Genomic DNA, 16,401 nt, shown 5'->3' with positions numbered 1-16,401 from the left:
GGCCCCCGCCCGGAGACGGGCGGGGGCCACGGCGCGGAATGCCGGACGTGCGGAATGCCGGACGTGCGGAATGCCGCGTGCGGGGTGCCGGACGTGCGGAACGTCAGACCAGGAGCCCCGGAATGGTCGCCTCGTGCGACTCCCGGAGTTCGGCCAGCGGGATGGTGAACTGGCCCTGGACGTCGAGCGCGTCCCCGTCCACCACACCGATGCGGGTGGCCGGGAGGCCGCGGGCGCCGCACATGTCGGTGAACCGGAGCTCCTCGCTGCGCGGGACGGCGACGACCGCGCGGCCCGCCGACTCCGAGAAGAGCAGGACGAACGGGTCCAGCTCCTCCGGGACGACGATCCGGGCGCCGTTGCCGCCGCGCAGACAGGACTCGACGAGCGCCTGCACCAGACCGCCGTCGGACAGGTCGTGCGCGGCGTCGATCATCCCGTCCCGGGAACCGGAGATCAGGATCTCGGCGAGCAGCTGCTCCCGGCCCAGGTCCACGGCCGGCGGGAGGCCGCCGAGGTGGTCGTGGATCACCTGGGACCAGGCCGAACCGCCCAGCTCCTCCTTGGTGTCACCGAGGAGGTACAGCAGCTGCCCCTCCTCCGCGAAACCGATCGGCGTGCGGCGGTTGACGTCGTCGATGACGCCGAGGACCGCGACCACCGGGGTCGGGTGGATGGCGCTCTCGCCGGTCTGGTTGTAGAGCGAGACGTTGCCGCCGGTCACCGGGGTGCCCAGCTCCAGGCAGCCGTCCGCCAGACCGCGGGTGGCCTCGGCGAACTGCCACATCACCGCCGGGTCCTCCGGCGAACCGAAGTTCAGGCAGTTGGAGATGGCGAGCGGCTTCGCGCCGGACGCGGCCACGTTCCGGTACGACTCGGCCAGCGCCAGCTGCGCTCCGGTGTACGGGTCGAGCTTGGCGTAGCGGCCGTTGCCGTCCGTGGCGACGGCGACACCGAGGCCGGTCTCCTCGTCGACACGGACCATGCCGGAGTCCTCCGGCTGCGCCAGCACCGTGTTGCCCTGCACGATGCGGTCGTACTGGTCGGTGACCCAGGACTTGGACGCCTGGTTCGGCGAGGCCACCAGCTTCAGGACCTGCTCGCGCAGCTCCGCGCCGTCTCCGGGCCGGGCCAGCGCGTTCGCGTGGTCCGCCTGGAGGGCGTCCTGCCACTCCGGGCGGGCGAACGGCCGCTGGTAGACCGGGCCTTCGTGGGCGACGGTCCGCGGCGGCACGTCCACGATCTGCTCGCCGTGCCAGAAGATCTCCAGCCGCTCGCCGTCCGTCACCTCACCGATGACGGTGGCGATGACGTCCCACTTCTCGCAGATCTCCAGGAAGCGGTCGACCTTGCCCGGCTCGACGATCGCGCACATGCGCTCCTGCGACTCGCTCATGAGGATTTCCTCGGGCGAGAGGGAGGAGTCGCGCAGCGGCACGGTGTCGAGTTCGACCCGCATGCCGCCGGAGCCGGCCGACGCCAGCTCGCTGGTGGCGCAGGACAGGCCCGCGCCGCCGAGGTCCTGGATGCCGGTGACCAGGTCCTCCTTGAAGATCTCCAGGGTGCACTCGATGAGCAGCTTCTCCTGGAACGGGTCGCCGACCTGGACGGCCGGGCGCTTGGCCGGGCCGGTGGAGTCGAAGGTCTCGGAGGCGAGCACGGAGACGCCGCCGATGCCGTCGCCGCCGGTGCGGGCGCCGTAGAGGATGACCTTGTTGCCCCGGCCGCTGGCCTTGGCGAGGTGGATGTCCTCGTGCTTCATCACGCCCACGCACAGGGCGTTGACCAGCGGGTTGCCCTGGTAGCAGGGGTCGAAGACGACCTCGCCGCCGATGTTCGGCAGCCCGAGGCAGTTGCCGTAGCCGCCGATGCCCGCGACGACGCCGGGCAGCACGCGCCGGGTGTCCGGGTGGTCGGCCGCACCGAACCGCAGCGGGTCCATCACGGCGACCGGGCGGGCGCCCATGGCGAGGATGTCGCGCACGATGCCGCCGACGCCGGTGGCCGCGCCCTGGTAGGGCTCGATGTACGAGGGGTGGTTGTGCGACTCGACCTTGAAGGTGACGGCGTAGCCCTGGCCGACGTCGACGACGCCCGCGTTCTCCCCGATGCCGACGAGCAGCGCGTCGTTCTCCGGGGCCTTCTCGCCGAACTGCTTCAGATGGACCTTGCTCGACTTGTACGAGCAGTGCTCGGACCACATCACCGAGTACATGGCGAGCTCGGCGCCGGTCGGGCGGCGGCCCAGGATCTCGCGGATGCGCTCGTACTCGTCCGGCTTGAGCCCCAGTTCGGCCCAGGGCTGGTCGGTGTCCGGGCTCTCGGCCGCGTGCTTGACGGTGTCGAGGGTCACGCTCGGTCGCTCCTTCGCGCGGAGTGGTGCATGCGTCGCGTGCCGGGGCGCCCGATGGCTCCCGCGGCGGTTCCGGCGGCCGGCCTCATGCGTTGACCAGCTTCTTGAGGATCGAGGTGAAGAACCCGAGGCCGTCGGTGCCACCGGTGCCGACCAACGGCTCGACGGCGTGCTCGGGGTGGGGCATCAGACCGACGACGTTGCCCGCCTCATTGGTGATGCCGGCGATGTCGCGGAGCGAGCCGTTGGGGTTGCCGTCGAGGTAGCGGAACGCCACCCGGCCCTCCGCCTCCAGCATGTCCAGGGTGCGCTCGTCGGCGACGTAGCGGCCGTCCATGTTCTTCAGCGGGACGTGGATCTCCTGGCCCGCGGTGTAGTCGGCGGTCCACGCCGTCTCCGCGTTCTCCACCCGGAGTTTCTGCTCGCGGCAGATGAAGTGGAGGTGGTCGTTGCCGAGCATCGCGCCGGGCAGCAGATGGGCCTCGGTGAGCACCTGGAATCCGTTGCAGATACCGAGGACCGGAAGTCCGGCCCGGGCCTGCTCGATGACGGTCTCCATCACCGGCGAGAAGCGGGAGATGGCGCCCGCCCGCAAATAGTCCCCGTAACTGAAGCCGCCGGGGAGGACGACGGCGTCGACCTGGTGCAGGTCGGTGTCGCGGTGCCAGAGGGCCACCGGTTCGGCGCCGGCCCGGGTCACCGCACGCCGGGTGTCCCGGTCGTCGAGGCTGCCGGGAAAGGTGACGACACCGATGCGGGCGGTCACGATTCCACCTTCACGGTGAAGTCCTCGATCACGGTGTTGGCCAGGAAGGTCCCGGCCATCTCGTGGATACGGGCGAGTGCGGCGTCGTCGACCGGCCCCTCGACCTCGAGTTCAAAACGCTTTCCCTGGCGGACGTCCGCGATTCCGTCGAAGCCGAGGCGGGGCAGTGCACGCTGCACCGCCTGGCCCTGGGGGTCGAGGATCTCCGGCTTGAGCATGACGTCGACTACGACGCGTGCCACTGGCACTCCCGATGGTGTGGTGCGTAAGGCGGTGACCTCAGCGTACCCCGTTCGAAAATCTACGCGAGTAGATATGCTGGCCCGGGTCACGTTCACGTATCGACCGCCGCAACCGCCGAGGAAAATCCGGGGAAAAACGTGCAGCCCCGATTGCCCGGAGACACGCGGACGGAATTAACTGGGCTTCGCAATACAATGCCTGCGGCTGTACAAATGAAAAAGAACCGACAACAGACATCTCGGCACTCCGCATCCGTGCACGTCATTGCGGTGGTGTCGGACGAAAGGACCGATATCCGTGGCTCAGCGCGTAGTGGTCACACTCTCCGACGACATCGACGGCGGGGAAGCGGCGGAGACGGTCAACTTCGGGCTCGACGGGAAGTCGTACGAGATCGACCTCACCGAGGCCAATGCGGAGAAACTGCGCGGCGCCCTCGCCCCCTACGTGGAGGCGGGCCGAAAGCGTGCCAAGTCCGGCAAGGCGTACCACCGCACCTCCGTCGCCCCCGACCCGTCGGCGGTCCGCGCGTGGGCCCGGTCCCACGGCATGGAGGTCCCGCCGCGCGGCCGCATCCCCAAGAAGGTCTACGAGGCGTTCAACGCCGCCCGTTGAACCGACTTGCATGACACCCGGGGTGATCAGCTAAAGTCTGGAGCACGCCGAGGGGCGAGGCCGAAGGGCCGGACCTCACGGAGTCACGCGGGTGTAGCTCAGTAGTAGAGCGCCCCCTTTCCAAGGGGGAGGCGCAGTGTGCGATCCCTGTCACCCGCTCTGATCACTTTCCGACCACTCCGGTGGATCGGGTACAGTAGTGGTCGCGCCGGACGGCAGCTCCTTTTCGAAGGGCTGAAGTTCGGAGGCATGCGGACGTGGCTCAGTTGGTAGAGCATCACCTTGCCAAGGTGAGGGTCGCGAGTTCGAATCTCGTCGTCCGCTCAGAAGAAGAAGGCCCCGGTCATCACGACCGGGGCCTTCTTCGTGTTGCTGCAGTGCCCTTCGCGTGGGGGCTGCACGTTCCGGCGGCCCGGCTTCCGCGTGTTCCCGGTGAGACATCGTGGCCCTCTTCGCCGCACATCCCATTCAGGGGATTCAGGTTTATTTCCACTGGTTTCGGACTTGTCCAGCCTTTACGTCTCGTTCGGTCCCCATGCCCGCCGGCCCGTCGGTTCGGGGCGCGCCCCGCGAATCCGGACCGGAGGGGACCGGACGCAGCCGTGCTTTCCTGTAGCGCGGGGTTCCCGAGGGAACCCCGCGCTGGAGACGGCACGAGCGGGGGGTCTCGTAGGGATGTCGAAGCTGACGAGGTGGTGGGACCGGCGCAGCGACGCTGCCCGGATCGAGCTCTACACCCGGTGGTCGTTCCACTTCTTCATGCTGATGGAGATGGTGGGGCTCGGCGGACAGCTGGCCGCCGGCGCGGGATCGTCGCCGGCACGGGGCTGGCTGATCCTGCTCATCGCGGTGCATGCGGTGGTGTGCGCGCTGCTGTCGTCGCGGGGGCTGGACTGGGCGCTCGACCGGCGGGAGCGCCCCGTCCGCCTGGCCGCGGTCGTGGGCACGGTGTCCGCGGCGGGGGGTGTGGCCGTGCTGGCGCTGTGCTCCAGCGGCGCGCTGCCGGAGATGGAGGCCGTCAGCATCGCCTTCTGCGCGCTGGTCGGCTTCGGGATGGCGCCGTTGTCGCTGGTCATGCGCAGGCGGCGGCACATGCTGTACCTGGTGGTGGGCACCGCGGCCGCGATGGCCGGGGCAGCGGCGGCCGTGGGCCTGCCAGGCCGGCAGGCGATCGGTTTCGCGATCGTGTCGCTCATGGCCGGCACCGTGCTGACCTTCACCTATGGCTTCTCCTCCTGGCTGCTGTGCGCGGTCTGGGAGCTGGCCAGCACCCGGGAGTTGCAGGCGCGGCTGGCGGTCGCCGAGGAGCGGCTGCGGTTCGGACGGGATCTGCACGATGTGATGGGGCGGAATCTGTCGGTGATCGCGCTCAAGAGCGAACTGGCGGTGCAGCTCGCACAGCGCGGCCGGCCCGAGGCCGTCGAGCAGATGCAGGACGTGCAGCGGATCGCGCGGGAGTCCCAGCGCGAGGTGCAGGAGGTCGTGCGGGGGTACCGGGAAGCCGACCTGGACGTGGAGCTGGCCGGGGCCCGTTCGGTGCTCCGGGCGGCGGGGATCACCTGCCGGGTCGAGGGGGACGACGGCTCGGCACTGGCACCCGGGGTCCAGTCGGCGCTGGGCTGGGTGGTCCGGGAGGCGGCGACGAACGTGCTCCGGCACAGCGACGCCGGGACGTGCAGCATCCGGCTGCGGGTCACGGAGGACGCGACGGCGGTGTTGGTGATCGAGAACGACGGCGTGCCGGTGAACGACGGCGTGGCGGTGAAGGACAGCGTGACCGTGAACGGCGGCGTGACCGTTCCGGGGCAGGCGCTGGTGGAGGCGTCCGGGGCGGGGGCGTCCACCGGGCCGGAGGCGGCGTCCGGGGTCCGGGCGCCGTCCCGTCCGGCGGGGCGCCCGGCCGGGCGCGGGGCGGGCGGCGCGGAGCGCACCGGCGGGCCCGGCGGGTCCGGGCTCTCCGGTCTGCGGGAGCGCCTGTCGTCCCTGGACGGTGCTCTCACCACACAGTCCCGGCCGGGTGGCGTCTTCCGTCTCACCGCCCGGATCCCGTCGGCCCGGGACGGCGGCGGCCCGCCGCGGGGCGCGGCGGACGGGACGGCCGGCTCGGACAGCTCGGACAGCTCGGATACCGCCAACGGCGCGGACGGCGCGGCGGCGCGCCACGGCAGCGCGGCGCCGGCCGACCGCCCGTCGGTGCGGGAGGGGTCGGCATGACGCCGGAGACGGGCGGCGGGCCGGCGCCGGTGCGGGTGCTGCTCGCCGATGACGAGCATCTGATCCGCGGTGCGCTGGCCGCGCTCCTCGCGCTGGAGGACGATCTCTCCGTCGTCGCCGAGGCGGCGTCCGGGCCGGAGGCGCTGGCGATGGCGCGGGCGCACCGGCCCGATGTGGCGGTCCTGGACCTGCAGATGCCGGGGGCGGACGGTGTGGCGGTCGCCACATCTCTGCGGACCGAACTGCCCGGCTGCCGGACCATGATCGTGACGAGTCATGGCGGGCCGGGACCGTTGAAGCGGGCTCTGGCGGCGGGAGTGCGGGGCTTCGTGCCGAAGACGGTGTCGGCACAGCGGCTCGCTGAGATCATTCGCACCGTGCACGGCGGAAACCGCTATGTGGACCCCGAGTTGGCGGCCGCGGCGATCAGCGCCGGGGACTCGCCGCTCACCTCCCGGGAGGCCGAGGTGCTGGAGCTGGCGGCCGACGGGGCGCCCGTCGCGGAGGTCGCGCGGCGGGCCGCGCTCTCCCCGGGGACGGTCCGGAACTACCTCTCCTCGGCAGCGGCGAAGCTGTCCGCGGAGAACCGTCATACGGCCGTGCGCATCGCACGCGAGCGAGGTTGGCTATAGTAGGTCTCGCTGCGGCGCCGAAAGGCACCGGAGTGACACCTGCGGACGTGGCTCAGTTGGTAGAGCATCACCTTGCCAAGGTGAGGGTCGCGAGTTCGAATCTCGTCGTCCGCTCAGAAGGAGAAGGCCCCGGTCATCACGACCGGGGCCTTTTTCGTGCGGTCCGCCGGGGTGCCGGAGGCTCTTCGGGCGGGCTTGCCCGATGGCGGAGGTGGCCGGTGTCCCCGCAGATGCGGGGACACCGGGCCGGCTGCCGTACGCAGCCCTGGGGCGTGTTTCGAAAGTAGCGTCGTCCGCCCGAAGGGCGGGGCCGGAGGTGTCCGGTGCGTGCGATCGCAAGGCGGAGGGAGGAGAGCGCAGCGGGCTGCGCCGACGACCGACAACGCGGCGAGCGTGCGTGCCGGACACCTCCGGCCAGGCGGGACTTTCGAAACACGCCCTAGGAGGCCCAGGGAACCCCGGTGAGGCGCTCGTACGCCTCCACGTACTTGGACCGGGTGCGGTCGACCACCTCGGTGGGCAGTTCCGGCGGCGGCTGCTCGCCGTGGCGGTCCCAGCCCGCGGCGGGCGAGGTCAGCCAGTCGCGGACGAACTGCTTGTCGAAGGACGGCTGGGCGCGGCCCGGCTCCCACTCGTCAGCGGGCCAGAAGCGCGAGGAGTCCGGCGTGAGCACCTCGTCCGCCAGCACCAGGTCGTCGCCGTCGAAGCCGAACTCGAACTTGGTGTCCGCCAGGATGATGCCGCGTTCGCGGGCGATGTCGCGGCCCCGGCTGTAGACGGCGAGGGTGAGCTGCCGCAGCTCGGCGGCGGTCTCCGGGCCGACCCGGCGGACGACCTCCTCGTACGCGACGTTTTCGTCGTGGTCGCCGACGGCCGCCTTGGTGGCCGGGGTGAAGACCGGCGCGGGGAGTTCGGAACCGTCGACCAGGCCCTCGGGGAGGGCGAGCCCGCACACCGTGCGGGTCTGCCGGTATTCGGCGAGGCCCGAGCCGGTGAGGTAGCCGCGGGCCACGCACTCGACGGGCACCATCCGCAGGGACTTGCAGACCAGGGTGCGGCCGGCCCAGTCCTCGGGCGCGCCCGCGGGGAGGTCGGTGCTGAGCACATGGTGCGGGACGAGGTCGGCGAGCTGGTCGAACCACCACAGCGACAGCTGGGTGAGGATCCGTCCCTTGTCCGGGATCTCGGTGGGCAGCACCCAGTCGTACGCGGACTGGCGGTCGCTCGCGACCATCACGAGGTCGCCCGCGGCATTCCGGTAGAGGTCGCGCACCTTGCCGGTGTGCAGATGCTCCAGACCCGGCACCTGTGCGGGCTCGGGCTTTTCGACGAATCCGGACACGCTGCCTCCGCGTAGGTTGATCCAGGAGTCCCGATTCTCCCGCATCCGCTCGGCCGCGACCTTTCAGGGGTGGATGCCCTCCCGGGGCGACGTTGGCGACGACGGGGCGGAGCCGGTGGGGGCCGGAACCGTGCGACCGGCTCCGCGCCGTCGTCACCCCGGTCGTCAGTCCCGCTTGCAGATGCGGTCGAGGAGATTGGCCGTGGCGCGCTGGATCCGGGTGTCGACATGGCCCGGCCGGTCCAGGGCCGGGGACCAGGCGAAGGTGCCGGAGGCGAAGACCAGGGCGCCGCTGGGGGCGCGGTAGAGCGAGGTCTCCTGGTGTCTCCCGGCGCCCTCGGCGTCCTCGTAGGGCGAGTGGGCGAGCAGGATCCGGTGGCTGTGCTCGGGCAGGGAGGTGCGCGGGAAGTAGCGGTCGGCCTCGCCCGCGACCATGCCGGACAGTTCCTCGCCCTCGCCGGCGCCGGTCGCGTCCCACAGCCAGTGGTCGGCGTTGCGGACCACCAGCGGGTACGGCTCGGGCACCCGCCCGGCGTACTGGATGCCCAGCAACTGCTGCTCGGGCTGGGAGAGGTCGCGCCAGAGGGCGGGCCGGCCGGGGCCCCGGCGCTTGCGGCAGCTGAGCAGGCGGTCGGGGGTGCCGGAGGCGGACGGGGCCAGCTCCACCTGCCAGTACATGGTGTTGGCGGAGAGGAAGACCAGGGAGGTGCCGCCGTCGCGGGCGCGTTCGGCGGTGCGGCGCATCGGCACCGACCAGTACTCGTCGTGGCCGGGGAAGACGAGCCCCCGGTAGCGCGTCGGATCGATCCGGCCGGCGTGCAGATCCCGGGTGTCGGCGTAGGCCACGTCGTAGCCGTAGCGCTCGGCCCAGCGGATGAAGTCGTAGGCGTGGCCGACGTGCAGGGGCAGGCCCGCGCCCGCGTAGGGCCGGTCGAACGAGACGGTGACGGCGGCGTCCTCCTCGCCGAGCAGCCGGCCCTCCTCGTCCCACGCGTGGTAGAGGCTGGCGCCGGTGTGACCGTCCTCCGGGTAGAGGTTGTACGCCTGCCAGGTCACGTCGGGCAGCAGGAGCAGCAGGTCGGCGGGGTGGAAGTCGCGGACGGTGAACGGGATGTGGCTGCGGTAGCCGTCGGCGGTGGTGAGCACGGCGACATAGGCGCCGGTGCTCCAGTACGTCGGGACCTGGAGGCGCCAGGACAGCCACCAGTGGTGGCAGGAGACGGTCCGGTCGGCGGTGAGCGGGGCGGGCTGGACGATCCCGGACAGCCGGGGGCTGGTGGTGATCTTCGAGGCGCCGTCGCCCCCGTAGTGGCCGATGCGGTAGATGTCCACGGAGAACTGCTGGGGCGGATCGACCGTGATGCGGAAGTCGATGGCCTCGCCCGGCGCGACCGCCGAGCTGGAGGCGAATCCTTTGATCTGGCGGCGGACGTCGTCGGCCGTGCGGGGGCCCGGGCGCGAGTCGGCGCGCCGCGGGGCGGGGATGCCGGGCTCGGTGGCGGCGACGGCGGGGTCGACGTACCAGGGCACGACGTGACCGGTGTCGTCGAAGTAGTTCTCGCTGCCGCGCAGCCAGGGCAGCGGGCCCTGGCCGAAGGGGTCCGAGACGGCGTGCGCGAGCGCCCCCGACTCCCAGCGGCGGATCTTGTCCGTGCTCACGAACGATCCCTCCCGGAGCTGCTGTCCCCTGATCGGCTCCAGCAGATCACACTCAGCACTTTGTTCGTAACTGTTCGTGGCTATTCAGTGTGTGCCGACTCGTGTCGACAGGTGTTCAAGTGGTGCAAATGGGATGACTCTTCGGATGAGAAGGACGACTCCGATGAGACGTCCATTCTCGGGGCTGTAACGGGGCTGAGCCCAGGGGTCGGCTCCGGTTCGTGCCGGGCGCACATGCCCCGCGGCACAGGCGTCGGTCGCCGACGGTCCGCATGGACTCCCCCTCCTCCGCCTTCTCCGTACTCCCGGCATTCCGCCGGGAGGTCCCCCCACGGCCGGCGCCGGGAGAGTGCTCCGCCCCGGCCCCTCGCCGGGGAGACGCTTCCGCTCCGGCCTTCGGCCGGAAGGTTCCTCCACGCCCTGCGCGGGGAGTTCCCCGCGCTGTCCGACCGTCCTGCCGCCGGCCGGCAGGTGCCCCCAACAGGCCCGCATCCCACCCGGGCCCGACCCGAGGAACAGACCTTAGACCAGACGCACGGGCTTTTCCGGTCGGACTCCCGCGGCGATCAGCCAACCACGGAGCGGCTCCGGATCGCCATCCTCGACGAGGGCCGACACCGGAACTCCCAGATCCGGTCCGCGTTTTCCGGCGAGCAGCAGGACCGGGCCGTCCAGCCAGTCGAGGCCGGGAGCGGCCCCCGCGGTGTCCACCGCGGCACAGCAGACCATCGCGACGATGTGGTCGGCGAGCAACTCCCGCCCCGTACGGGGACTCTGTATCGGGAAGAGCGGAGTGACCCCGTCCCCCCACAGCGCGGGCAGCTCCGGCCCCGCCCCGGCTCCCGGACCCGCACCGTCCGCACCACGCGCGGCGCCCGCCTGCCGGGCGGCCGTGCGGGCCGCCTGCCGGCCGGCCTCCTCCTCACGGGCCACCTCCGCGGCGAGACGCTCGGCCAGCCGCTCCCCCAGCTCGACCCCGCCCGGGGCGGCGAGCCGGTCCACCACCCGGGCGAGGGTCGGGCCGGCGGTGTCGGTGGACGTCAGGGCGGCGGAGGCGCGCGGCTCACCGGCCCCGGAACGGAGGCCGGTGCCGGGCCTCGCACCGGCGCCGGGCCGGGTTCCGGGGCGGGGCTGCGCTCCCGTGCCGGGCGGGGTGAGGTCGTCCAGGACGCGGTGCAGCCGGGCGGCCTCCGCCCGCCACTTGCGGTCGACGACCTCCTCCGGATAGGCCGACCAGTCGAGGGGGGACCAGTCCGGGCCCGGCACCGGGGGGCCACCGTGGAACAGCCGGGCGGCCAGCAGCGATGCCGCCTCGTCGACCGCGCCCGGCTCCTCCAGGAGATCGCAGGCGGGCCGCTCCCCGAGACGGGCGGCGAACCCTTCGGCGAGCCGGTCGCGGCGGGAGAGTTCGGTGAGCGCCGAGACCACGCCCGCGTCGAGCCGGGACGGCCAGCGGCCCATCCGCCAGGCCGGCAGCGCCACCCTGGTCAGCAGCCGGTCCCAGCCCGCGTAGGCGAGCCCGACCTGCTCCTGGGCGACGATCCGCAGCCCGTAGTCCACGGTCTGCGCCCGGGCGGACGCGGCGGCGGCCACGCCCCGCTCCATCTCGGCCGCCCGGTCGCGGCAGCGGCGCAGCAGCAGGCGCGCGGGCGGGCCGACGAAGCGCAGGGCCGGACGGCGCGCGGAGACGGCCACGGCCGCGTCCAGTCCGCGGACGAACCGGCGGGCGGCCGCTATGTCGGGATGCGCCGAGGGGCCCGTCCCGGCGACCACCGGCGCGAGCAGCGCCCGCAGTTCGGCCACCCGCATCCACCACAGGAACGGCGAGCCGATGACCAGGACCGGCGGCGTGGCGCCACTGCGGCCGGCCCGGCCCGCGAGGTGCGCACGGTCCTCCAGCCAGCTGTCGCAGTCGGGGGTGAGCGCCATGGCCGACGGCGCCGGTACGTCGAGCCGGTCCGCGAGGTCGCGGACGAGGCGGTAGAGGTCCGGTGCCGTCTCCTCGGCGATCGGCACGGTGGGGCTGACCGCGGGCCTGGCCCGTGCGACGACGGCGGCCACGGCCGCCGCGAGCAGCAGGGCGAGCGCGCCGAGGGCGGTGCAGGCCCAGCGGGCCGCGTCCCAGCCGGGGCCGCCGATCCGGTCCGTGGCGGCGGCGACGGCCAGCACGACCGCGACGGCGGCGGGCAGCAGGGCGACGGCCAGCGCCGTGCTGCGGACACGCAGCACCGCCAGCGCCCTGGAGCGCGCGAAGTGCGAGCCTGGCTCCGCACCGGACGGTTCGGACACGATCGAAGGTCACCCCCTGCTGGCTACTGCCTGTCGCGGCTTGCCCACTCCCCCACTGTGGCACCGGGCCCCGGCACCGCAATGCCGGTGAGCCACTTGCCGGACGCCCCCCCGGATGCCCCGGGGCGCGCCTGCGCGGAACCCTAGTTGGGGGGTGCGCATGCGTCAGCGGTATGACGAACCGGTCACTCGATGGAATGGCTTTGGGTAAAGCCGGTTCCGCTGCGCTCGGCCCTGGGGTTGGGTTCGGACGGCCTGCGGCGCCTGCGACAGCCTTCCGGCGGGCCCCGGCGGGCCCCGAGGCCTCCCCTCGCCGCCCATCGCCTCCGGCGGGCCGTGGCGGGCTCCGGCGGGAACGGGAGCGGTTCGCCGGGGGTCCGGAACGGCTGTCGCTCGCCGGCCGCCTGGAATCACTCCGAAGCGGGATGGAGCGGGCACCGTACGGCCGGGCAGCGCAGCCGCGAGCAGGGCTTGCGGCGGCGCGTACGGATGCGGACGAGGGCGCCGCTACGAATGCGGATGAGGGCGCCGCGCGAGCCCTGACGCGCGCGGACGGGAAGCCCTTGATACGGGCATGGACGGGGAGCCCTGAGGCGGGCGCGGGCGGCGATTCCGCGAGCGGGTGGGGACGCGGATGCCGGTACGGGCGCGGATGCCGGTACGGACCCCGGCCCCGCTGCGGCCCGGCGCCGTACCGGCGCCGAAGCGCGGTACGCCGCCGTGCCGACGGTGCGGGACCCGCCCGTGGCGGGTCCGCTCAGCTCTCGGCCGATGCCGCCTTGGCCGCGATGTCGGTGCGGTGGTGCGCCCCGTCCAGCCGGATCCGCGCCACGCCCCGGTACGCGCGGTCCCGGGCGGCGGAGAGGTCCGGGCCGGTCGCCGTGACCGACAGCACCCGGCCGCCCGCGCTCAGCACCTCGCCGGACTCGCCGAGCTTGGTCCCCGCGTGCAGCACGTAGGCGTGCTCGTCCTGGTCCGCGACGTCTGCCAGGCCCTCGATCGGATCGCCCGTGCGGGGCGTTCCCGGGTAGTTGTGCGAGGCGATGACGACGGTGACCGCCGCGCCGTCGCTCCACCGCAGCGGCGGGAAGGCGGCCAGCGTGCCGGTCGCCGCGGCGTGCAGCAGCCCGGCCAGCGGCGTCTTCAGCCGGGCCAGCACGACCTGGGTCTCCGGGTCGCCGAAGCGGGCGTTGAACTCGATGACGCGCACGCCGCGGGAGGTGATCGCCAGCCCCGCGTAGAGCAGGCCGGAGAACGGGGTGCCCCGGCGGCGGAGCTCGTCCACGGTGGGCTGGAGCACGGTCGCCAGGACCTCGTCGACCAGCTTCGGGTCCGCCCAGGGCAGCGGGGAGTAGGCCCCCATGCCGCCGGTGTTGGGCCCCTCGTCGGCGTCGAGGGCGCGCTTGAAGTCCTGGGCGGGCTGGAGCGGCAGGACGGTCTCGCCGTCGGTGACGGCGAAGAGGGAGACCTCGGGGCCGTCCAGGAACTCCTCGATGACCACGCGGCCGGTGGCGCCCGCGGGGCCGCCGGGGGTGCCGACGCAGGCCAGCGCGTGGGCGCGGGCGGTCGGCAGGTCCTCGGTGACCACGACGCCCTTGCCGGCGGCCAGGCCGTCGTCCTTGACGACGTACGGCGGGCCGAAGGCGTCCAGCGCCTCGTCGACCTCGCGCTCGTCGGTGCAGAGGTAGGCGCGGGCGGTCGGGACGTTCGCCGCGGCCATGACGTCCTTGGCGAAGGCCTTGGAGCCCTCCAGCTGCGCCGCCTCGGCGGACGGGCCGAAGACCGGGATGCCGCGGTCGCGGACGGCGTCCGCCACCCCGGCGACCAGCGGGGCCTCGGGGCCGACGACCACCAGGTCCGCCGCGAGCCGCTGGGCCAGGTCGGCCACGGCCCGGCCGTCCAGGGCGTCCACCCGGTGCAGCTCGGCGACCTCGGCGATCCCTGCGTTGCCGGGGGCGCAGTGCAGCGCGGTGACGTCGGGGTCGAGGGAGAGAGAGCGGCACAGGGCGTGTTCGCGGGCGCCGCCGCCGATGACGAGGACCTTCACGCGCTTCAGAGTAGTCGGCCGCACCCCGGGCACGGCGTGCCGCCCCTCCGGCGGGGTCGTGGTGGGTACGCGCGGAGGGGTCGGGGAGGGGCCTGGGACGGGCTTTCCCTGCGGTGCCGTCCCGGTCGGGGGAGGACCGGGGACCGGTCGGCAGGGTGCCCCGGCAGGCAGGTAACCGGTCGGGACGCAGGAGCCGGTGCGGAACGCAGGAGCCGGTGCGGCAGGCGGGCGGGGGCGGTGCGGCAGGGCGGGCCGACGGCCGGCTGGGACATCGGCTGGGGAGCGGGTGTGGGGAGCCGAGCCGGGGAGCGCGGGTGGGCAGCAAGCAGCGTGGATCGGCGGCCCTCGCCCTGCCGGCCACTGGCGCCTCACTCCTTCGAGTGAGCAGTACCGGGCCCTCTACCTGATCACGCACCCCTTCCGAGCGGAATTCCCGCGTTCGTGCCCGCGCAGCCAGCCTTTCGGCGGTAGGAAGGGGGCCGCGCGAGGCCCGTTGCCGCGGTCCGCGCGCACCGCGGGGAACCGCGGCACCGCACCCGCGGCGAACAGCGCCGCGCCGACCGCACGTCCGTACGCACGGCACGGCACCCCTGCCGCGCAGCGCACAGCACCGCATCGCCATCGCAGAGGGAGCGCACGGTGAGCAAGCCGGAGATGCAGCCCGAGAAGCTTCCGCGCGAGGGCGGCGAGGCGCGCGAGGAGGGCGGGCGGAGCCCCGGCGATCTCCACGGCCGTCCCCTCCCCTCCGGTGACTGGGGCGAGCCCGCGGACCGGCTGGAGGACCTGTACCGGTGGGTGGAGGGCAGAGCGCTGGACACCGTCGACTGGTATCTCGCGGGGCGGCTCTGGAAGCGGCAGGGCGCCAGGGCCCTGCGCCTGGCCGCGGCCGTCACGGCCACCGTCGGGGTCACGCTCCCGCTGCTGGACCTGACGGAGGTGCTGGGCGACGGGGCGGGGTGGGGCTGTCTCGCCCTGGCGACCGCCGTGGTGTGCCTGGGCGCTGACCGGTTCTTCGGGCTGACGTCCGGCTGGATGCGCGATGTCGCCACGGCCCAGGCGGTGCAACGCCGGCTGGAGGCGCTGCAGTTCGACTGGGCGTCGGAGAGTGTGCGCGAGGTGCTGGGGCCGACCGAGGGCACCGCGAGCGAGGCCGCGGAACGCTGCCTGACGGTGCTGCGCCGCTTCTCGGAGGGGGTCTCGGACCTCGTGCGGTCCGAGACGGCGGACTGGATGGTGGAGTTCCGGGCCGGCGCCGCTCCGCTGCGCACCCAGTCGCTGGTGCCGTGGGGGCCGCGGCCGGAACAGCTCGGACAGCCGGCCGGCCGCTTCTCGCTGCCGCCCGGCGCCCGTCCGAACATGCCGCGCCAGCGGCCGCCGGAGGGCCCGCGTCTCTAGGACGCGGGCCGGGCGGGGCCGTGGCCGTGGGATTTGAGGGCCTGGAGTGAGGGACTCGGGGTGTGAAGGACGGGCTCGAACGATTCCCTGCCGGGCCGATGACCGCCCCGGCACGAACCTCGGCGGGTCAGCGGGTCAGCGGGTCAGCTGAAGACGATCATTGAGCCCTGGCCCAGACTCCGGGTCGCCGCCGCGTGCAGGCCCAGCCAGACGTGCCGCTCGCGGGCGTACGGGCTGTCGTCGTAAGGGGCCGTCGCGGCCGGCTCCTCGAGCTCGGTGGGGCGGCCCGGTGCGGCCGGTGCGGCGGGCGGGTTGGCCGGGTCGATGCCGATCGCCGGTGCCACCGCCTCCAGTTCGCGGAGCAGACCGTTGCTCGACCCCAGGGGGCCGCCGCCGGCGAGCAGTTCCTCGTTGGTCAGCGGCTGCGGGAAGTCCACCGGCACATAGGCACCCGCGTGGTCGTAGTGCCAGACCAGGTGCGACTGCTGAGCCGTGGACTCGAACATCTCCAGCAACTGCTCGTAGTCGCCGCCCAGTTCGTCCACCGGTGTCACCGGCAGCCGGCAGACCTGCAACAGGTAGGCGCGGCGCAGGAAGTGGAGCGCGTCGTAGTCGAAGCCGGCGACCGGGGCGACGGTCCCGGACAGGCCCGGCATGTAGCCGAAGACGGGGACGGGAGGCAGGCCGGCGTCGTTCAGGGCCTTGTCGAAGGTCGCGAGCTCTTCGGCGAACGGATTGTCGGGGCTCTGGCACAGTACGTCGACGAGGGGGACCAGCCACAGGTCACACGCCACGGGGGCTCGCTCTCTTCCGGGGGCGGACTTCTACTCGTTGGTCGGTCGGCAC

Annotated in this window: 12 protein-coding genes and 3 tRNA genes; 7 read left to right on the top strand and 8 right to left on the bottom strand. The window is 73.2% G+C overall.

Going from position 1 to position 16,401, the window contains the following annotated elements; genetic code table 11:
* Window positions 1–103: 103 nt before the first annotated feature.
* The 3 genes from purL to purS form a co-directional block, all read right to left on the bottom strand.
* The gene (gene purL, locus ACFYYR_RS19165; protein ID WP_388854335.1) at window positions 104–2,353 is read right to left on the bottom strand and encodes a phosphoribosylformylglycinamidine synthase subunit PurL; all 2,250 of its coding nucleotides are present in this window, start codon (window positions 2,351–2,353) and stop codon (window positions 104–106) included.
* An 85-nt stretch (window positions 2,354–2,438) separates the two neighbouring features.
* The gene (gene purQ, locus ACFYYR_RS19160) at window positions 2,439–3,119 is read right to left on the bottom strand and encodes a phosphoribosylformylglycinamidine synthase subunit PurQ (protein WP_388854332.1); all 681 of its coding nucleotides are present in this window, start codon (window positions 3,117–3,119) and stop codon (window positions 2,439–2,441) included.
* Window positions 3,116–3,361, bottom strand: a complete 246-nt coding sequence (gene purS, locus ACFYYR_RS19155) for a phosphoribosylformylglycinamidine synthase subunit PurS (RefSeq protein ID WP_351514237.1) — start codon at window positions 3,359–3,361, stop codon at window positions 3,116–3,118. The genes purQ and purS overlap by 4 nt, the downstream gene beginning before the upstream one ends.
* Window positions 3,362–3,659: 298 nt before the next feature.
* Here purS and ACFYYR_RS19150 point away from each other — a divergent pair, with 298 nt between their 5' ends.
* From ACFYYR_RS19150 to ACFYYR_RS19125, 6 genes are all read left to right on the top strand, one after another.
* Window positions 3,660–3,977 (top strand): Lsr2 family protein, encoded by a 318-nt coding sequence (locus ACFYYR_RS19150; RefSeq protein ID WP_351514235.1) that lies wholly within the window; start codon window positions 3,660–3,662, stop codon window positions 3,975–3,977.
* A gap of 87 nt (window positions 3,978–4,064) precedes the next feature.
* Window positions 4,065–4,136, top strand: a tRNA-Gly gene (locus ACFYYR_RS19145).
* 92 nt (window positions 4,137–4,228) lie between these two features.
* Window positions 4,229–4,301 (top strand) — tRNA-Gly (locus ACFYYR_RS19140).
* Window positions 4,302–4,652: 351 nt separating this feature from the next.
* The gene (locus ACFYYR_RS19135) at window positions 4,653–6,191 is read left to right on the top strand and encodes a histidine kinase (protein WP_388854328.1); all 1,539 of its coding nucleotides are present in this window, start codon (window positions 4,653–4,655) and stop codon (window positions 6,189–6,191) included.
* Window positions 6,188–6,823: a response regulator gene (locus tag ACFYYR_RS19130; protein ID WP_388854326.1), complete on the top strand. Its 636-nt coding sequence runs from the start codon at window positions 6,188–6,190 to the stop codon at window positions 6,821–6,823. Before ACFYYR_RS19135 ends, ACFYYR_RS19130 begins: the two co-directional genes overlap by 4 nt.
* 41 nt (window positions 6,824–6,864) lie before the next feature.
* Window positions 6,865–6,937: transfer RNA gene (locus tag ACFYYR_RS19125), tRNA-Gly, on the top strand.
* Window positions 6,938–7,262: 325 nt separating this feature from the next.
* Here ACFYYR_RS19125 and ACFYYR_RS19120 read toward each other — a convergent pair.
* From ACFYYR_RS19120 to purD, 4 genes are all read right to left on the bottom strand, one after another.
* Window positions 7,263–8,165, bottom strand: a complete 903-nt coding sequence (locus tag ACFYYR_RS19120) for a phosphoribosylaminoimidazolesuccinocarboxamide synthase (protein WP_388854323.1) — start codon at window positions 8,163–8,165, stop codon at window positions 7,263–7,265.
* A 165-nt stretch (window positions 8,166–8,330) separates the two neighbouring features.
* Window positions 8,331–9,824: a N,N-dimethylformamidase beta subunit family domain-containing protein gene (locus ACFYYR_RS19115; protein ID WP_388854320.1), complete on the bottom strand. Its 1,494-nt coding sequence runs from the start codon at window positions 9,822–9,824 to the stop codon at window positions 8,331–8,333.
* 522 nt (window positions 9,825–10,346) lie between these two features.
* The gene (locus ACFYYR_RS19110) at window positions 10,347–12,113 is read right to left on the bottom strand and encodes a hypothetical protein (RefSeq protein ID WP_388854317.1); all 1,767 of its coding nucleotides are present in this window, start codon (window positions 12,111–12,113) and stop codon (window positions 10,347–10,349) included.
* A gap of 757 nt (window positions 12,114–12,870) precedes the next feature.
* Window positions 12,871–14,160 (bottom strand): phosphoribosylamine--glycine ligase, encoded by a 1,290-nt coding sequence (gene purD / locus ACFYYR_RS19105; protein ID WP_388854314.1) that lies wholly within the window; start codon window positions 14,158–14,160, stop codon window positions 12,871–12,873.
* A gap of 639 nt (window positions 14,161–14,799) precedes the next feature.
* Between purD and ACFYYR_RS19100 the strand changes: the two genes are divergently transcribed.
* Window positions 14,800–15,555: an SLATT domain-containing protein gene (locus ACFYYR_RS19100; RefSeq protein ID WP_388854311.1), complete on the top strand. Its 756-nt coding sequence runs from the start codon at window positions 14,800–14,802 to the stop codon at window positions 15,553–15,555.
* Window positions 15,556–15,698: 143 nt separating this feature from the next.
* On the opposite strand, the gene ACFYYR_RS19095 is transcribed toward ACFYYR_RS19100, so the two are convergent.
* Window positions 15,699–16,349, bottom strand: a complete 651-nt coding sequence (locus ACFYYR_RS19095; RefSeq protein WP_388854308.1) for a hypothetical protein — start codon at window positions 16,347–16,349, stop codon at window positions 15,699–15,701.
* Between the last annotated feature and the right edge of the window lie 52 nt (window positions 16,350–16,401).

The sequence above is a fragment of the Streptomyces sp. NPDC001922 genome (genome assembly GCF_042891165.1).
Taxonomy (GTDB): Bacteria; Actinomycetota; Actinomycetes; order Streptomycetales; family Streptomycetaceae; genus Streptomyces.
Note: the sequence above shows the minus strand (reverse complement) of the source record. Positions and strands in the feature narration are given on the sequence as shown.